The following is a 16542-nucleotide window of genomic DNA, read 5'->3' as shown; positions in this document are numbered from 1 at the left end:
GGGTTTACGGCCGCTTCGCGCCCGATCGCAGCCTCGTGCCTCGGCAGCGACTACAGGTGATGAATGCAGGCCTGTACGCGCGGCGACAGAGTCGTCGTGAAGCATTCAACCTTGTATGTCAGAGACTGCACGGTGATCGGGTTCGCAGCCTCGTGCCTCGGCAGCGGCTACAAACCTTGGGGGGCAATGTTTAGCCGTTGGACATGCAAAGATTTAAAACGCTGTATTGAACTGCCGCGCCAAGCATGTGAGGCTGCTGGCTCTTTTTCGGCAGTGGTTGCAGGTATGAGGCTTGGCTTTAGCGCTGTTGAATGTCAAAGCCTGTCGGGTACTTTAATGCCACTCAACCCTTGCGCATTCTCCTGTGAACGGGCCTTCTGGGCGCTGTATCACTGCCGTCACGCCCGCCCGCCGGATACTCGTCTTCCCGTTAAATCGTGATCCTCCGCGCCACGGCGCGCCTGTCTGATACGCCTAAACGAGTAAGCCCATGAGTGCCACACCTCTGTTTGCCCCGCTGCAAGATGCCCTGGATTTCCTGCAATTGAACCCGGATGTCGAGATGTTCGAGCTGTTTATCCTCGACAACAACGGCGTGCCGCGCGGCAAGTTGTTGCATCGCGATGAACTGTTGGCGGTGTACGAAAGCGGGCGACCGTTGCCCAGTACGATTTTGGGTTTGAGCATCAACGGCGATGACGTAGAAAACACCGGGCTGGTGTGGGATGTAGGCGATATCGATTGCCGCGCCTATCCGCTGGCGGGCAGTTTGCAGCGCATGCCGTGGCGTCAGATTCCGATGGCTGCGGTGCAAGTGAGCATGCATCCGCAGCAGGGCATGCCCGCGACGGTCGCCGACCCGCGTCATCTGTTGGTCAAGGTCATTGACGGGCTAAAGGCTGACGGCTATTACCCGGTGATGGCCGCGGAGCTGGAGTTTTACCTGCTCGACCAGCAGCGTGACAGCCAAGGGCGGCCGCAACCGGCACGCGATGCCGATGGCCAGCGTCCGCGCGCCACGCAGGTGTATGGTTTGCGCGAGCTGGAACAAATCGAGCCGTTTTTGGCTGATTTGTACAGTGCCTGCAAATTGCAAGGTATCCCGGCCCGCACGGCTATTTCCGAATACGCGCCGGGCCAGGTGGAAATCACCCTTGAACACCGCAGTGACGCATTGCAGGCGATGGATGAAGCGGTGCGTTACAAGCGCTTGGTCAAAGGCGTGGCGCACAAACACGGGATGGTGGCCTGCTTCATGGCCAAACCGTTTGATGACTTGGCAGGCACGGGCATGCACATGCATGTGAGCCTGGCCGATGAGCACGGCCATAACCTGTTTGCCAGCGAAGCGCCTGACGGTACGCCGCTGCTCAAGCATGCGGTGGGCGGAATGCTCAGTACCTTGCTCGATTCGCTGCTGATGTTTTGCCCGAACGCCAACTCTTACCGTCGCTTCCAGAGCAATAGTTACGCGCCGCTGGCGCCCACCTGGGGCGTGGACAATCGCACGGTGAGCTTGCGGGTGCCGGGTGGTCCGGCGTTTTCACGGCATATCGAGCACCGCATTTGTGGTGCCGATGCCAATCCGTATTTGGCGGCGGCAGCCATTCTTGCCGGTATTCATCGTGGCATTCGTGAGCAGCGTGACCCGGGCGCACCGATTGAGGGCAACGGCTACGCTCAGGCGACACAGAGGCTGCCAACCGACTGGTTGACCACATTGCGTGCGCTTGAAGGTTCGTCATGGGCAAAAGAAGCGTTCGGGCCTGAATTTTTGAAGGTGTACCTGGCGGTAAAAAATGCCGAATACCGGCAGTTCATGGGTGAAGTGGGCGAGCAAGACTGGCGGTGGTATTTGAATCAAGCGTGAGTGGGGGCGGTGCTCAGCCCCGCGCTGCAACTGCATTTTAGAGATGCACAGGGCTGTAAGCGTTTTCATCTTTTGCTGACAATTTTTTCACTGACGTCCCGTTAACCTCTGTGTCGAATGCCATCAAACACAAGAGTTAGCGGGCCATGTCATCGCAACCACCGTCCACCATTGAGCTTGAGTTCGCCGAACGCTATGACCGTGAGCATGCGCAGGTGTGCCAGCAGGTGCGCCCTCAAGGCGTGGTGCGTCGGTGGGCGCAGTGGCGCGAGCGGCGTTTGGTCAGGCGTGCGCTCAAGGTGGCCGGTGAGCCGGGGCTGGTATTGGATCTGGCCTGTGGCGCCGGGCGATTTTGGCCGGTGCTGGCTGAGCGCGACAATCGGGTGATTCTGGCCGCTGACCCATCCCAAGGCATGCTTGATCACGCACAGACCCACCATTCAGCGGCTTTGCTCAAGCGTGTGAAGCGGTTTAAAAGCTCGGTGTTTTCCATCGACATGTCTGAAAACGCGGTGGATTGCATTTTTTGCATGCAACTGTTCCACCATGTGCGCAGCAATGAGCACCGTTTGGCGATTTTGCGCGAGTTGCACCGCGTCAGCCGCGACACGTTAATACTGTCGGTGTGTGTGAGCGGTGTTCAGGGCCAGCAACGCATCTGGGTGAGCAAAGAGGAGGTTGAAGCCCAGTTTTCAGACTCGGGCTTCAGTATTCTCAAGCAATACGCGGTGCTGCCGGGTTTTACGCACAACAGCATTTATGTGCTGCGCAAAGAGGCTTAGTTCAGTGCCGCTAAAAGGGCGTAAGCCAGCTCAACGCGTGCAGCGTTTGGGTAGTTCTTGTTGGCCAATATGACGACGGCCTGTTTTTTGGCCGGGATGAAGGCGATGTAACCACCAAAGCCGTTGGTTGAGCCGGTTTTGTTGATCCACACCTGTTGTTGGGGTGCCTGCGCAGGTGTGAGCGCAACCGCTGCATTGGTTTCATACGCCATCGTGTTTGAGTTGCCATCGAGCAGCGCCTTGAGCTCAACGGGGTAGGGATATTGCTCCCATACCAGATCCTGAGTCATCGGCCCCACCTGGTAATACCCCACGTGGGTATCCGCCAGCGCACGTCGCACCGTCTCGCTTGTGCTTCCTAGCCCCATGTTCAACTGCGCGAAGTGGATGAGGTCGCGGGCAGTGGTTTTTACCCCGTAGGCTTCATCCGCCAATACACCTGCCCCCAACCTGACGGGTTCATCCTGCTTGTTATAGCCCTGGGCGTATAACGGCATTTCACTGGCCGGGATGTTCAGGTAGCTGTGTTTGAGGCCCAGTGCCGGGAACAACTGACCTTGCAGCGCCTGGGCATAGGGCATGTTCATGCGCTTGGCGGTGATCAGCCCCAGCATGCCGATGCTCGGGTTGGCGTAGCTTCTCTTGCTGCCCGCGACGTATTCCGGCTTCCAGGCTTTGAGATAGCCCATCAGTTGTGCATCGTTTTGCACCGCATCGGGTACTTGCAACGGGAAGCCGCCCCCGGTGTGAGTGGCCAAGTGCATGAGGGGCACATTGCCGAAGGGCGTGTTTTGGAACTCAGGCAGGTAGGTGCTGACGGGGTCGTTGAGTGACAGTTGGCCATTGGCTTGCGCGTAAGTGGCCAGGGTGGCGGTAAACACTTTGCTGATGGAGCCAACTTCAAACAACGTATCGGAGGTGACGGGGGCTTGAGTGGCCTTTGAGGCGAGACCAAGGTTGTAGAAATGCGTTTTGCCATTAACGCTGACTGCAATGGCCAGTCCAGGCACGTTGTATTGCTGCATGACCTGGGCGGCGTTCTTGTGTACGACGGCATCGATTTTTGCGGTGGAGCCTTCTGCTCTCGCCACGTTTGCACCCGTACTCAGGCCCGTTATCAGGAGCGCAATGGCAAAAAATTCAAACGGCTTACGCATACAGGGCATCCTCGTGTTCTGTGAGCGGTGGCGGGGTTGAGTCAAAGGCGGGCCGCCTTGTCACCTCATGTTTCATACCTGCATGAGTGTGATGTCGCCAGCGAGCGTCTTCATGATGAGTTCAGGGGGTTTTGACGCATGTGCACGCGCAAACTACACAATAAAAGCCAAAAAGTGATGAAAGTTATCGCTCGAAATTGCGTAGGTAATTTCGTCGACAAGTTTGTGCGCCAATCGCCGGAAATCCCCGATGCCGATATATACTGCGCGCCATTCTTCAAGGGAGAGCCGTGTGGCCATCGATATTCACTGGATTCGCGACAACGATAGCCTCGGCCAACATTGCGCCCAATGGCAACATTTGCCGTTCGTCGCCCTCGACACCGAATTTATGCGGGTCGACACTTTTTACCCCATTGCCGGCCTGATTCAGATTGGCGACGGCACGCGGGCGTACCTGATTGACCCGCTGACCATCGACAATTGGCAGCCGTTGGCCGCCTTGTTGGAAAACCCGGCCGTGGTCAAAGTGTTGCACGCATGCAGCGAAGACCTTGAGGTCTTGTTGCGCTTGACCGGCAGTTTGCCCGCGCCGCTGTTTGATACCCAACTGGCCGCCGCGTATCTGAACCTGGGTTTCTCCATGGGTTACTCGCGCTTGGTCAAAGAAGTGCTCGACCTCGACCTGCCCAAGGGCGAGACCCGTTCGGACTGGCTGCAACGCCCGTTGTCCGAAACCCAGATCAGCTACGCCGCCGAAGATGCGCTGCACCTGGCTGAGGTTTACGTGCTGTTGCGCCCGCGCCTGTCGGATGAAAAATACGCATGGGTGTTGGAAGACGGCGCTGAACTGGTGGCCAACTTGCGCCGCGAAGTGGACCCGTACGAGGTTTACCGTGACGCCAAGCTGGCGTGGAAGCTGTCGCGCGATCAGTTGGCCGTGCTGCGTGAGATCTGTGCCTGGCGCGAGCGTGAAGCCCGTGCTCGCGATCTGCCGCGTAACCGCATTGTGCGTGAGCATGCGTTGTGGCCATTGGCCAAAACCCAGCCCGACAATTTGGTGTCGCTGGCGCGCATAGAAGACATGCACCCGCGCACTGTGCGCCAGGATGGCGAGTTCTTGCTGGACTTGATTAAACGTGCGGGCAGCGTACCGCCCGAGCAATGGCCCGCCGCAGTCCCTGAGCCGTTACCGGTAGAGGCGGCGGCATTGATCAAGCGCCTGCGTGCAATCGGTCAGGTCTACGCCGAGCAACTGAACATGGCCCCCGAGCTCATGCTGCGCAAGAAAACCCTGGAAGCGCTGGTTAAAAGCGGCTTTCCCAATGGGCCTTATCAATTACCCGACTCACTGCGCGGCTGGCGCCGTGAGCTGATGGGTCAGGCATTGCTCGATAGCCTCGCCACCGCTGGAGAACCGTCTTGAAACGTATTTGCTCTATCTATCGCAGCACCAAGCGCGACGGCATGTATTTGTATGTGCTTAAGGCCGATGCCCTTGAACGCGTGCCTGAGCCGTTGATGGCCGCGTTTGGCAAAGCCATTCACGCGTTTGACCTGGTGCTCACCCCCGAGCGCACGTTGTCGCGGGAAGACATCGTCGTGGTGCTGGAAAACCTGGATAAACAGGGTTATCACCTGCAAATGCCGCCAGCTGAAGACGAATACATCGAGCACTTGCCCGAAGAGTTGTTGCGCCGCAACGACCCGATGTAAGTGCGCCATCAGGTGCCCGGCATGGGGCACCTGCCCTGAATGGACTCAAATTGATTGGCGGTGGCCGAATTCGACGAGTGAAACCTCGACGGCGGACGCTGGCAGCGTTTTAAAAGGTTAAGAACATGCGCGTTCTGATTGCCGAACACGACCACCCTCTGTACACCCGACTTCTGCAACAGGCAGCGCCTGATCTGGAGGTGCTCAGCAGTGGCGACTCTGCGCACTTGTCGCGTCTGGCTGCTGATTGCCCGGTGTGGCTGGGTCAGCCTGATCTGTTGGCCACGCTGATGCGTCAGGGTCATCGGCCGCAGTGGTTGCAATCGACCTGGGCGGGCATTACGCCGCTGTTGGCCAGCGGTTTGCAACGTGATTACCGGCTGACCCGCGCCGTGGGCATTTTCGGTCAGGTCATGGCCGAATATGTGCTCACCTACATGCTGGGCCATGAGCGCGAAGTCATGGCGCGGCTGGTCAGCCAGGTTGAGCGCAAGTGGGACAACCGCATGGGTCAGAGCCTGGTCGGGCGCAAGGTGCTGATCGTCGGCGCCGGTGACATTGGCCAGACCGTGGCGCAATTTCTGCAACCGTTTGGCGTTGAGCTGTTTGCCATTGCCAGTACGGCCCGTGAACAAGCGCCGTTCAAGGAAGTCGGGGTTCTGAGCGACTTGCCGCGTTTGGTCGGGGGCATGGATTACGTGGTGAACCTGCTGCCCAACACGGCGGACACCCATGACCTGTACGATGCCGAGCTGTTTGCGCAGTTCAACCCGAACGGGGTGTTTATCAACGTCGGCCGTGGCGTGGCGGTGGTGGATGCGGACCTGGTCGAGGCGTTGCGCGTGGGCCACTTGGCGGCGGCGGTGATTGACGTCTGCCGTCAGGAGCCGTTGCCGGCCAAACACCCGTTCTGGACAGCCTGGGGGTTGTTGCTGACCGGCCACAGCTCGGCGCCCACCTCGCCGCCGATGATGGTGCAACTGTTTGTCGATAACCTGCGGGCGTTTCAAGCGGGGCAGCCGATGCGTGGCGAAGTGGATTTCGACCGCGGCTATTAACGGTAGTAGCTACCGAGCGACGCGAGGCTGCGATGGGCGGGATACGTCGCAAACCTATTGACCCGGTGCGTCACGCGCACCGAGTTCGCTTGGCGTCTTGTCGCCGCCTCGTGTAGCTGGGCGGCGACTAGACGCTTTGCTTGGCTTACAGGCTGAAATCGCCTTCGGCCACCAACGTGCTCAGCGGTTCACGCTGGCTCGGTACTTCTTTGGCTTGCAGGTAATCGACCAGCGTCGCTTTATCGCCCAGCTTGCCAATTGCCACCATCGCTTGCACGGCATAGCCTTCCGGGATTTTCAGTTCCTGGCGGGCGCGCTCGTAATCCAGACCGCTCATGCCGTGGGTGTGCCAGCCGCTCAAGTGAGCTTGTAGCGCCAAATGGCCCCAGGCAGCGCCTGTGTCGAATGCATTGGTCGGCGAGGGTTTTTCTTCGGTGGTGCCCGGCGCGGCAAACGTTGTTTTCGACACAATCACCACCAGGGCGGCGGCATGTTTGGCCCAACCCTGGTTGAACTCGACCAGCAGGCTCAGGTAGCGGTCAAAGTCTGGGGTGCCACGCAAGGCAAACAGAAAGCGCCACGGTTGCGAGTTATAGGCCGAAGGTGCCCAGCGAGCGGCTTCAAAGAAGCTCATCAACGTGGGTTTGTCGAGGGTGGCATCGGTGAAGGCGCGGGGCGACCAACGCTGGGTAAATTGCTCATGAATGGCGTGATCGGCAATGCGGGTATTAGCAGTCATTCTCGTTACCTGAGTTGTTTTCGCGATTGAGCGTAGGCGTAAAGCTACTGTTATGCCATCTGTGTGACAAGTCTGACGACAAGCCCTTGGCCCGCGGGGCCTTGGGCACTAGACTGGCGGCCTTTTCCACTGCCCGATGTTGATGTTTGAGCCATGGCCGCAAAAGTTGAACCGTTCTGGATCCGCAAAACCCTCGATCAACTTGATCAAGAGGAATGGGAGTCGCTGTGCGACGGCTGCGGCCTGTGCTGCTTGCAAAAGCTCGAAGATGAAGACGACAACAGCGTCTACTACACGCGCATTGCCTGCAAACTGCTCGATCTGAAAACCTGCCAGTGCACCGATTACCCCAAGCGCCGTGATTCGGTCCCGGACTGCATTCAACTGTCGCCGGGCCAGGCTGAAGAGTTCAAATGGTTGCCGCCTACCTGTGGCTACCGACTGGTCAGCGAGCGCAAGGATTTGCCGTTGTGGCACCACTTGGTCTGTGGTGACCGGGATGCGGTGCATCACGAACGCATCTCGCAATCGGGGCGCATGCTCGCCGAGGGCAGCGTGCCGGAAGACGATTGGGAAGATCATCTGATTTTTCGCGCCGGTTAAATGCCGGAGCGGTCGCAAGGAGTGTGTATGCCGCTGCGTTACCGATTGACCCTGGGGCTGCTGATTGCATTGCTCGGCACGCCGTCGTGGGCTGCCAAAAAAGTGGACCTGGATTATCACGTGCAATTTGAGCCTGACACCGGTCAGGCTCAGGTGCGGCTCACCTTGGCGGACGGTTCAGCCGTGCGCAGCCTGGATTTCGACCTGGGTGCGCCGGGCAGCTACAGCGATTTCAAGGCCGACGGGCAGTGGCAGCTCTCCCCTGACGCGCAACACAGTCGCGGGGTGTGGCATCCCGGGTCAGGCCCGTCGAGCCTGACCTACCGTGTGCGCCTGAACCATGCGTTCAAAAACGGCAGTTTCGACACCGACATCACGCCCAAGTGGGCGTTGTTTCGGGGCGAGCAATTGGTGCCGCCGGCCAGTCTCGATCAACAGGACGGCACCGAGTTGGTGTCACGCCTTGAATTCGAGTTGCCCAAGGGCTGGAAAAGTGTCGAAACCGCTTGGCCGCGGATTGGCAAAAACCGCTTCCGTATTGATGATGTGTCGCGCCTGTTTGACCGCCCCACTGGCTGGATGCTGGCCGGTACGCTGGGGAGCCGTCGCACCACGCTGGGTGAAACCGAGGTCACCGTCGCCGCGCCGCAAGGGCAGGGGATGCGGCGCATGGATGTGCTCACCTTGCTGACCTTCGTCTGGCCGCAGGTGCAAGCGGTGTTCCCGCGTAATCCGCCCAAATTACTGATCGTCGGTGCAGGCAGCCCGATGTGGAAGGGCGCCAGCGCCGATCGTCATTCGATTTACCTGAGCAGTGCCGTGCCGATGGTCAGCGAGTCGGGCACCAGCCCGCTGTTGCGCGAAGTGGTGCAACTGTTCAGCGGGCTCAATGCTGAGGCCGGTCATGCCTGGCTCAGTGAAGGACTGAACGAATACTACGCCATCGAACTGATGCGTCGTGCGGGTGGCATGAGTGATGAGCGCTATCAAACCTTGCAGCACAAGCTCAATGCGGCGGGTAAAAGCGTGACGCGTCTGCGCGGCCCGCAAACCAGCCCGGCCATCGTGGCGCGCGCGGTCACGCTGTTGCAGGCGCTGGACCGCGAAATACGGGTACACACCCACAGCAAGCGTTCGCTGGATGATGTGAGCCAGGCGTTGATGCGCATGGACACGGTCAACACGGCGTCATTTATTCAGTTGAGCGAGAGCGTACTCGGCGGTGCCAGCGACGTGCTCGATACGCCCCTGTTGCGTTGATCTAACCCCCTACCCGTAGCCACTGGCGGTTACGGTCTGCCCCTGTTTCTTTACGCCTTCTTTACGCCCTCGCTTGCCCCTCGATCTCGATCCTTTACACCCTTGAACCCCACACTTTCCCCCTACGCGGCAATCGCCGTTTTGGGGAGAGTTTGCATGGGCGTTCTCGATGGGGTGTCGCTGCTGTTGGCGGTGGGGTTGTTCGTTTATCTGCTGGTTGCGCTGTTGCGCGCAGATCGGAACTAGGAGCGGGTATGCACAGTTATGACTATGGGCTGATTCTGGCTTTTTTTGCGCTGGTGTTGCTCCCGGCCCCGTGGCTGGGACGCTTTTATTACAAGGTCATGGAAGGCCAGCGTACCTGGCTCACGCCGGTGTTGGGGCCGGTAGAGAAGGTCTGTTATCGCCTCGCCGGGGTTGAGCCGGGTGTTGAGCAAAGCTGGCAGAAATACACCTTGGCCCTGTTGGCGTTCAACCTCGCAGGCTTTGTGCTGCTGTTCAGCATTTTGCTGTTTCAGCAGTATTTGCCGCTCAACCCGCAGCAGTTGCCGGGTCAGGAGTGGACACAGGCGTTTAACACCGCGGTGAGTTTTGTCACCAACACCAACTGGCAGAGCTACAGCGGTGAAGCGAGCCTGAGTTATTTCAGCCAGATGGCCGGGCTGACCGTGCAGAACTTCGTCAGCGCCGCCACCGGTTTGGCGGTGTTGGTCGCGTTATGCCGGGGTATCAGTCGTCGCTCGGCGCAGACGCTGGGCAACTTCTGGGTGGACATGACCCGGGCCACGCTCTACGGCCTGTTGCCACTGTGCCTGGTGCTGGCGCTGTTGCTGGTGTGGCAGGGCGTGCCGCAAACCTTCGCCCATTATGTGCATGCCGTGACGATGCAGGGCGTGGACCAAGTGATCCCGCTGGGCCCGGCTGCCAGCCAGATTGCGATCAAGCAGTTGGGCACTAACGGGGGTGGCTTCTTCGGGGTGAACTCGGCGCATCCGTTCGAGAACCCGACCGCCTGGAGCAACCTGTTTGAAGTGGCGTCGATCATTTTGATCCCGGTGGCGCTGGTGTTTACCTTCGGCCATTACGTCAAGGATCTGCGTCAAAGCCGCGCGATCATCGCCTGCATGCTGGCGTTGTTTTTGATCGGCGGCGGCACTGCGCTGTATGCCGAAAATCAACCCAACCCGGCGCTGAACAGTCCGCTGGTTGAGCGCACTGCGCCACTGGAAGGCAAAGAAGTGCGTTTTGGCACCACCGCCACGGTGTTGTGGACCGAAACCACCACCGCGGCCTCCAACGGCTCGGTCAATGGCATGCATGACAGCCTCAACCCGCTGAGCGGCATGGTGGCGCTGGTCAACATGATGGTCGGCGAGGTGATCTTTGGCGGGGTGGGTGCAGGCCTTTACGGCATGTTGCTCAACGTGCTGATCGCGGTGTTTCTGGCGGGCCTGATGATTGGCCGCACACCCGAATACCTGGGCAAAAAGTTGCAGGCCAAAGAGGTGCAATTGCTGGTGGTCACGTTGCTGGTGATGCCGGTGGGTGTGTTGGTAATGGCCGCGATTGCGACCAGTGTGCCGAGTGCCGTGGCGTCGGTGAGTAACCCCGGCCCTCATGGCTTCAGTCAGGTGCTGTACGCCTTCACCTCGGCCAGCGCCAACAACGGCTCGGCCTTCGCCGGGTTGAACGCCAACACACCGTTTTACAACCTGATGCTGGGCTTGGGCATGTTGATTGGGCGCTTCGGTTACATCCTGCCGGTGCTGGCGCTGGCGGGCAGTCTGGCGATGAAAAAAACCGCCCCCGTGGGCCAGGACAGCTTCCCCACCCACGGCCCGTTGTTTGTGGTGTTGCTGACCATGACCATTTTGCTGGTGGGCGGCTTGACCTTTTTACCGACGCTGGCCCTGGGCCCTATCGCTGAACAACTGACACTGGGCTTGTGAGGAAACGATGATGAACCTGCCTGCTCCTGTTAAACAGCTGACGCCAGCGCCTGATACCCAGGCGCCGCAATCACCTAAAACCGCGTTTGCCGACCTGTGGCGCCCTGCGTTGCTGCAAGCGTTCGTCAAGCTCGACCCGCGTCAGCTCAAGCGCTCGCCAGTGATGCTGGTGGTAGAACTGACCGCCGTGTTCACCACGATGTTGTGTTTGCTGCCGGACCCGGCCGTACCCACCGGCGTGGCGTTGCAAATCGCCGTGTGGCTGTGGTTCACCGTGTTGTTCGCCAACTTCGCCGAAGCCTTGGCCGAAGGCCGGGGCAAAGCCCGCGCCGACAGTTTGAAGGCCGGCAGTGTGGGCTTGAGTGCACGCCGTCGCACTGCCAATGGCAGCTATGAAGTGGTGCCCGCCACCCGCTTGCGCAAAGGGGATGTGGTGCGGGTCGAAGCGGGGGAGATGATCCCAGGTGATGGTGAAGTCATCGAAGGCATTGCCGCCGTCAACGAAGCGGCGATTACCGGTGAATCGGCGCCGGTGATTCGTGAATCGGGCGGTGATCGTTCGGCGGTCACGGGTAATACTCGCCTGGTCTCGGACTGGCTGCTGGTACGCATCAGTGCCAACCCCGGCGAGTCGACACTGGACCGCATGATCGCACTGGTGGAGGGCGCCAAGCGCCAGAAAACCCCTAACGAAGTGGCGCTGGATATCTTGCTGATCGGTTTGACCCTGATCTTTCTGATTGTGGTCGTGACCTTGCAGCCCTTTGCCTACTTTGCCGGTGGCAGCCTGCCGCTGGTGTTTCTGGTGGCGCTGCTGGTGACCCTGATCCCGACCACCATTGGTGGCTTGCTTTCGGCCATCGGCATCGCCGGTATGGACCGCCTGGTGCGTCTGAACGTGATTGCCAAGTCCGGGCGCGCTGTTGAGGCCGCAGGTGACGTGCATGTGCTGATGCTGGACAAGACCGGCACCATCACCTTCGGCAACCGGCGCTGCACTGCGCTTTACGCCGCCCCCGGCGTGACGGCGATTGAACTGGCGCAGGGCGCACTGCTGGCCTCGCTGGCGGACGACACGGCGGAAGGTAAATCCATCGTCGAGTTCATCCGTGGTCACCATGCGCTGCCTGAACCCGATGCCCGCGACATTACAGCGGTGCCGTTCACCGCTGAAACACGCTTGTCGGGGGTTGACTGCAACGCTCAGGTGTATCGCAAAGGTGCGGTGGATTCGGTGCTGGCGTTTGTCGGCCTCAAGCGCGGCGAAGTGTTGCCCGCCCTGTCGCGGGAAATCGACAAGATCGCCCAGAGCGGCGGCACCCCGTTGCTGGTGTGCGTGCAAGGCAAACTGCTGGGCGCTATTCATCTCAAAGACGTGGTCAAACCCGGCATTCGCGAGCGTTTCGCCGAGCTGCGCAAACTGGGGATTCGTACGGTGATGGTCACTGGCGATAACCCGCTGACGGCCGCAGCGATTGCCGCTGAAGCCGGGGTGGACGACGTGTTGGCCGAAGCCACGCCCGAGAAAAAACTGGCGCGCATTCGTCAGGAGCAAAACGACGGTCGGCTGGTGGCCATGTGCGGTGACGGTGCCAACGACGCCCCGGCCCTGGCGCAAGCCGACGTCGGCATGGCGATGAATGACGGCACCCAGGCCGCGCGCGAGGCGGCAAACATGGTCGACCTCGACAGCGATCCGACAAAACTGCTGGACGTGGTGCAGATCGGTAAAGAGTTGTTGGTGACACGGGGCGCGCTGACCACGTTTTCCATCGCCAACGATGTGGCCAAATACTTCGCAATACTGCCCGCGCTCTTTGCCACGATTTACCCGCAGTTGGGCGTACTCAACGTGATGCACCTCAACAGCCCGCAGAGCGCAATCCTGTCGGCAATTGTGTTCAACGCGCTGATCATCGTGGTGCTCATTCCGTTGGCCTTGCGCGGCGTACGGGTGCAGGCGGCCAGTGCAGCGCAATTGCTGCGACGCAACCTGCTGATCTATGGCCTGGGTGGTCTGGTGGTGCCGTTTGTGGGCATCAAACTGATCGACATGCTGCTCACCGCGCTGCATTTGGTTTAACCCGTGGAGGAACGTGTCATGGCTACTCTTTTACGTCCGGCCCTGAGCCTGATGGTGTTGATGATTGCAATTACGGGCGTGATCTACCCACTGACCGTGACCGGGATTGCGCAACTGGCCTTTCCCGAGCAGGCCAACGGCAGCCTGGTGCGCGATGCAGAGGGCAACGTTCGCGGCTCCGGGCTGATCGCGCAGGCGTTCACCGGCGACGCGTGGTTTCACTCGCGCCCTTCGGCCGGGGCGTATGCCACGGTGTCGAGTGCCGCGAGTAACCTGGCACCGAGCAACCCGGCGCTGGCGACGTGGATCAAGGACAGTGCCGCCGAGTTGGCAGTGGCCGAACAAGGCCCGGTGCCATTGGCGATGCTCACCACGTCGGCCAGTGGTTTGGACCCGCACTTGCCACCCGCCGCAATACGCTATCAACTGGCCCGTGTGGCGGCGGCCCGTGGCCTGCCCGTGCAAACGGTTGAGCAACTGTTGCAGACGCATATCGAGCAGCCGCTGGTAGGGCCGCCAGTGGTCAACGTACTGAACCTGAACCTGGCGCTGGCGCAGCTGAAACACTGAAACACCCAACCCGCTGGCTGCGAGCTTTTAAGATCGAAAGCTCGCAGCCTGCGAGGCTCTTCATTTGAATAGGTATAGACATGACAGATTCCGGTCGCGCCGATGCGTTGTTAGCTGATTTGCCACGGGCGGGACGTGGTCGGCTCAAGGTGTTTTTGGGCGCGGCCCCCGGCGTGGGCAAAACCTACGCCATGCTGCAAGCGGCGCACATGCAACTGCGCCAAGGGGTCAAAGTGCTCGCCGGGGTGGTCGAAACCCACGGCCGCGCCGAAACCCAGGCGTTGCTCAACGGCCTGCCACAACAACCGCTGGTGCGTTCCGAGTACCGTGGCGTGCAGCTCGAAGAGATGGACCTCGATGGTTTGCTGGCGGCCCAACCTTCATTGGTGCTGGTGGACGAGCTGGCCCATAGCAATGCCCCCGGCAGCCGCCACGCCAAACGCTGGCAAGACGTACAAGAGTTATTGGCCGCCGGGATTGACGTGTACACCACGGTCAACGTCCAGCATCTGGAAAGCCTCAATGATCAGGTGCGCGGTATCACCGGGGTGCAGGTGCGCGAAACCCTGCCCGACTGGATCGTGCAGGAAGCCTACGAACTGTTGCTGATCGACCTGCCGCCGCGCGAGCTGCTGGAGCGACTGCGCGACGGCAAGGTGTACGTACCCGAGCAAGCGCGCGCGGCCATTGACGCCTTTTTCACCCAGACCAACCTCAACGCCCTGCGTGAACTGGCGATGCAGACTGCGGCGGTGTACGTCGATGATGAGCTGGACAAAGGCTATCGCCAACTGGGCCAGGCTGCCCCGGCCTTGCGTGGGCGTTTGTTGGTGGGCATTGATGGCGATGTGCAGGCCGAACGGTTGGTGCGTCACGCCAGCCGGGTCGCGGAACGCCGTCATCTGCCGTGGAGCCTGGTGCACGTTGACAACGGCAGCGCCCGTGATGAGCAATCGCGCCTGCGTCTGCAAAGCGCGCAGCAGTTGGCCGAGCGGCTGGGCGGTGAAGTGGTGTTATTGCGCGCCGGTGAAGTGGCCAAAACCCTGATCCAGCACGCGGGCGAACGGCGCGCAAGTTTGCTGTTGGTGGGGCAGTCGCGGCCGTCCTGGCGGCGCAAGCTGTTTGGCGGCGGTTTGGCCTCACGCTTGCTGCGCGATGCCCACGGCCTTGAAATCAACGTGCTCGACAACGAGCCAACCCCGGACACCCCCTCCCGACGGCGTACCTACTCATGGGCGTGGTTTGATTATGGGTTGGCCCTGCTGGCCACGGTATTGGCCAGTGCGTTGGCCTGGGGCGTGTCCAGCGTATTGGCGTTGCCGAACATCTCGATGGTGTTTTTGGCAGCTGTGCTGCTGGTGGCCGTGCGCAGTAGCCTGGGCCCGGCGCTGGCGTGTGCGGCGCTGTCTTTTCTGGCGTATGACTTCTTGTTTATCCCGCCCAACTTCTCGCTCAGCATCCAGCGCGAAGAGGATGTGCTGACGCTGGTGTTCTTCCTGTTGATGGCGGCCTTGACCGGGAACCTGGCCGCTCGCCAGCGGCGCCAGTTGCAGGCGTTGCGCGAGACGCAACAAGAGACCACAGAGTTGCTCGACCTGTCGCGCAAACTGACGGCAGCCACCGACCGCAAGGCGGTGGTTAGCGCCGCGGCCCAGCACTTGAGCGGCTGGCAAGAACTCAACCTGTGCTTGCTCAATCGCGATGGCAACGGCGGCTGGATGGTCGAAACCGGCGGCCCTCTGACCTTCAATGAAGCCGAGCGCGCTGCCGCAGACTGGGCCTGGACCCACGAACAGCCAGCTGGCAAAGGCACCGGCACGTTACCGATGGGGCGCTGGTGGTGGTGGCCGTTGACTGTCGATGATGGCCCGCTGGCCTTGTTGGGTGTCAGCCCCAAAGAAGGCCAGACGCTGAGTGGTCAACGTCGGCGTTTGCTGATGGCGCTCAGCCAACCGCTGGCGCAGGCACTGGCGCGTGCGCAATTGGCTGAGGATCTGGAGGCGGCGCGTCTGCACGGTGAAACCGAACAGTTGCGCAGCGCGTTGCTGGCGTCGGTGTCCCATGATTTGCGCACGCCGCTGACCACCATGCGCGGCAGCATCGACACCTTGCTGGCGCTGGGCGAAGTAATTGCGCTGGCGGACCGGCGCGAGTTGCTTGAAGGCACCCGCGACGAGGCCGAGCGGCTGGACCGCTACATCCAAAACCTGCTGGACATGACCCGTCTGGGCCACGGTGCCTTGAAGCTGGCCCGCGACTGGGTGTCGCCGGCAGACATCGTTGGCAGTGCTCTGAATCGTCTGCGCGCCGTGCTGGCGCCGTTGCAGGTGCAGGTTGATGTGGCCGCGCACCTGCCGTTGCTGCACATCCACGCCGCATTGATCGAGCAGGCGCTGGTCAATGTGCTTGAAAACGCCGCACGCTTCTCGCCCCCGCACGGGGTGCTGCAACTGGTGGCCGGGGCTGATGAGCGGGAATTGTGGTTTGCGGTAACCGATCAGGGACCGGGCATTCCGGAAGAAGACCGGGCGAAAATTTTCGACATGTTTTACACCGCCGCCCGCGGGGATCGGGGCGGGCAGGGCACGGGGCTTGGGCTGGCGATTTGTCAGGGCATGGTGGGCGCCCACGGCGGACGCATCAGCGTGGCTGAGGGTATCGAGGGTCGCGGCACTTGCATCACGTTGCATTTGCCGCTGCCTGAACAGCCGCAGCCAGAACGCGAAGAGGCCAGCGGTGAACACTGATATCCTTC

Annotated in this window: 14 protein-coding genes; 12 read left to right on the top strand and 2 right to left on the bottom strand. The window is 60.6% G+C overall.

Going from position 1 to position 16542, the window contains the following annotated elements:
* Nucleotides 1-562 precede the first annotated feature (562 nt).
* Together AP059_RS15660 and AP059_RS15655 are read left to right on the top strand one after the other, a co-directional pair.
* Nucleotides 563-1870: a glutamine synthetase family protein gene (locus tag AP059_RS15660; RefSeq protein ID WP_371260636.1), complete on the top strand. Its 1308-nt coding sequence runs from the start codon at nt 563-565 to the stop codon at nt 1868-1870.
* 146 nt (nt 1871-2016) lie between these two features.
* A complete protein-coding gene (locus AP059_RS15655) occupies nt 2017-2652 on the top strand; it encodes a class I SAM-dependent methyltransferase (RefSeq protein WP_059764346.1) in 636 nt (211 codons plus the stop codon).
* On the opposite strand, the gene ampC is transcribed toward AP059_RS15655, so the two are convergent.
* The gene (gene ampC, locus AP059_RS15650; protein WP_059764338.1) at nt 2649-3809 is read right to left on the bottom strand and encodes a class C beta-lactamase; all 1161 of its coding nucleotides are present in this window, start codon (nt 3807-3809) and stop codon (nt 2649-2651) included. The genes AP059_RS15655 and ampC overlap by 4 nt on opposite strands.
* 292 nt (nt 3810-4101) lie before the next feature.
* On the opposite strand from ampC, the gene rnd reads away from it, so the two are divergent.
* The 3 genes from rnd to AP059_RS15635 all read left to right on the top strand — a co-directional run bounded on the left by rnd (nt 4102) and on the right by AP059_RS15635 (nt 6583).
* Complete coding sequence (gene rnd / locus AP059_RS15645; RefSeq protein WP_048365200.1) at nt 4102-5235, top strand: ribonuclease D; 1134 nt, start codon at nt 4102-4104, stop codon at nt 5233-5235.
* Nucleotides 5232-5525 carry a YcgL domain-containing protein gene (locus AP059_RS15640; protein ID WP_059764336.1) on the top strand — a complete coding sequence of 98 codons (294 nt, stop codon included), beginning with the start codon at nt 5232-5234 and terminating at the stop codon, nt 5523-5525. Before rnd ends, AP059_RS15640 begins: the two co-directional genes overlap by 4 nt.
* 125 nt (nt 5526-5650) lie before the next feature.
* Nucleotides 5651-6583: a D-2-hydroxyacid dehydrogenase gene (locus AP059_RS15635; protein ID WP_059764334.1), complete on the top strand. Its 933-nt coding sequence runs from the start codon at nt 5651-5653 to the stop codon at nt 6581-6583.
* A gap of 145 nt (nt 6584-6728) precedes the next feature.
* On the opposite strand, the gene AP059_RS15630 is transcribed toward AP059_RS15635, so the two are convergent.
* Nucleotides 6729-7322, bottom strand: a complete 594-nt coding sequence (locus AP059_RS15630; protein ID WP_059764331.1) for a nitroreductase family protein — start codon at nt 7320-7322, stop codon at nt 6729-6731.
* 153 nt (nt 7323-7475) lie between these two features.
* Here AP059_RS15630 and AP059_RS15625 point away from each other — a divergent pair, with 153 nt between their 5' ends.
* The 7 genes from AP059_RS15625 (at nt 7476) to AP059_RS15595 (ending at nt 16534) form a co-directional block, all read left to right on the top strand.
* Complete coding sequence (locus AP059_RS15625) at nt 7476-7925, top strand: YcgN family cysteine cluster protein (RefSeq protein WP_048365204.1); 450 nt, start codon at nt 7476-7478, stop codon at nt 7923-7925.
* A gap of 27 nt (nt 7926-7952) precedes the next feature.
* Complete coding sequence (locus AP059_RS15620; RefSeq protein WP_059764330.1) at nt 7953-9185, top strand: hypothetical protein; 1233 nt, start codon at nt 7953-7955, stop codon at nt 9183-9185.
* Nucleotides 9186-9341: 156 nt separating this feature from the next.
* On the top strand, nt 9342-9431 hold the full coding sequence (gene kdpF / locus AP059_RS15615) for a K(+)-transporting ATPase subunit F (RefSeq protein ID WP_003446770.1): 90 nt from the start codon (nt 9342-9344) through the stop codon (nt 9429-9431).
* 8 nt (nt 9432-9439) lie between these two features.
* Entirely contained in the window at nt 9440-11134 is a 1695-nt protein-coding gene (kdpA, locus tag AP059_RS15610; protein ID WP_059764328.1) for a potassium-transporting ATPase subunit KdpA, read from the top strand.
* Nucleotides 11135-11144: 10 nt separating this feature from the next.
* A complete protein-coding gene (kdpB, locus tag AP059_RS15605; protein ID WP_059764326.1) occupies nt 11145-13217 on the top strand; it encodes a potassium-transporting ATPase subunit KdpB in 2073 nt (690 codons plus the stop codon).
* Between the two features lie 18 nt (nt 13218-13235).
* Nucleotides 13236-13787, top strand: coding sequence for a potassium-transporting ATPase subunit KdpC (kdpC, locus tag AP059_RS15600; RefSeq protein WP_059764323.1), 552 nt, complete (start codon nt 13236-13238; stop codon nt 13785-13787).
* An 80-nt stretch (nt 13788-13867) separates the two neighbouring features.
* Nucleotides 13868-16534 carry a sensor histidine kinase gene (locus AP059_RS15595; RefSeq protein ID WP_059764322.1) on the top strand — a complete coding sequence of 889 codons (2667 nt, stop codon included), beginning with the start codon at nt 13868-13870 and terminating at the stop codon, nt 16532-16534.
* Nucleotides 16535-16542: the final 8 nt, after the last annotated feature.

It is taken from the genome of Pseudomonas sp. TAA207 (assembly GCF_001529285.1).
Taxonomy (GTDB): Bacteria; Pseudomonadota; Gammaproteobacteria; order Pseudomonadales; family Pseudomonadaceae; genus Aquipseudomonas; species Aquipseudomonas weihenstephanensis.
Note: the sequence above shows the minus strand (reverse complement) of the source record. Positions and strands in the feature narration are given on the sequence as shown.

Coding starts and splice junctions, on each gene's coding strand:
- AP059_RS15625 (WP_048365204.1), top strand. CDS start 7,476: ATGGCCGCAAAAGTTGAACCGTTCTGGATCCGCAAAACCCTCGATCAA.
- kdpB (WP_059764326.1), top strand. CDS start 11,145: ATGAACCTGCCTGCTCCTGTTAAACAGCTGACGCCAGCGCCTGATACC.
- AP059_RS15635 (WP_059764334.1), top strand. CDS start 5,651: ATGCGCGTTCTGATTGCCGAACACGACCACCCTCTGTACACCCGACTT.
- AP059_RS15620 (WP_059764330.1), top strand. CDS start 7,953: ATGCCGCTGCGTTACCGATTGACCCTGGGGCTGCTGATTGCATTGCTC.
- AP059_RS15630 (WP_059764331.1), bottom strand. CDS start 7,322: ATGACTGCTAATACCCGCATTGCCGATCACGCCATTCATGAGCAATTT.
- kdpF (WP_003446770.1), top strand. CDS start 9,342: ATGGGCGTTCTCGATGGGGTGTCGCTGCTGTTGGCGGTGGGGTTGTTC.
- kdpC (WP_059764323.1), top strand. CDS start 13,236: ATGGCTACTCTTTTACGTCCGGCCCTGAGCCTGATGGTGTTGATGATT.
- ampC (WP_059764338.1), bottom strand. CDS start 3,809: ATGCGTAAGCCGTTTGAATTTTTTGCCATTGCGCTCCTGATAACGGGC.
- kdpA (WP_059764328.1), top strand. CDS start 9,440: ATGCACAGTTATGACTATGGGCTGATTCTGGCTTTTTTTGCGCTGGTG.
- AP059_RS15595 (WP_059764322.1), top strand. CDS start 13,868: ATGACAGATTCCGGTCGCGCCGATGCGTTGTTAGCTGATTTGCCACGG.
- AP059_RS15655 (WP_059764346.1), top strand. CDS start 2,017: ATGTCATCGCAACCACCGTCCACCATTGAGCTTGAGTTCGCCGAACGC.
- AP059_RS15660 (WP_371260636.1), top strand. CDS start 563: ATGTTCGAGCTGTTTATCCTCGACAACAACGGCGTGCCGCGCGGCAAG.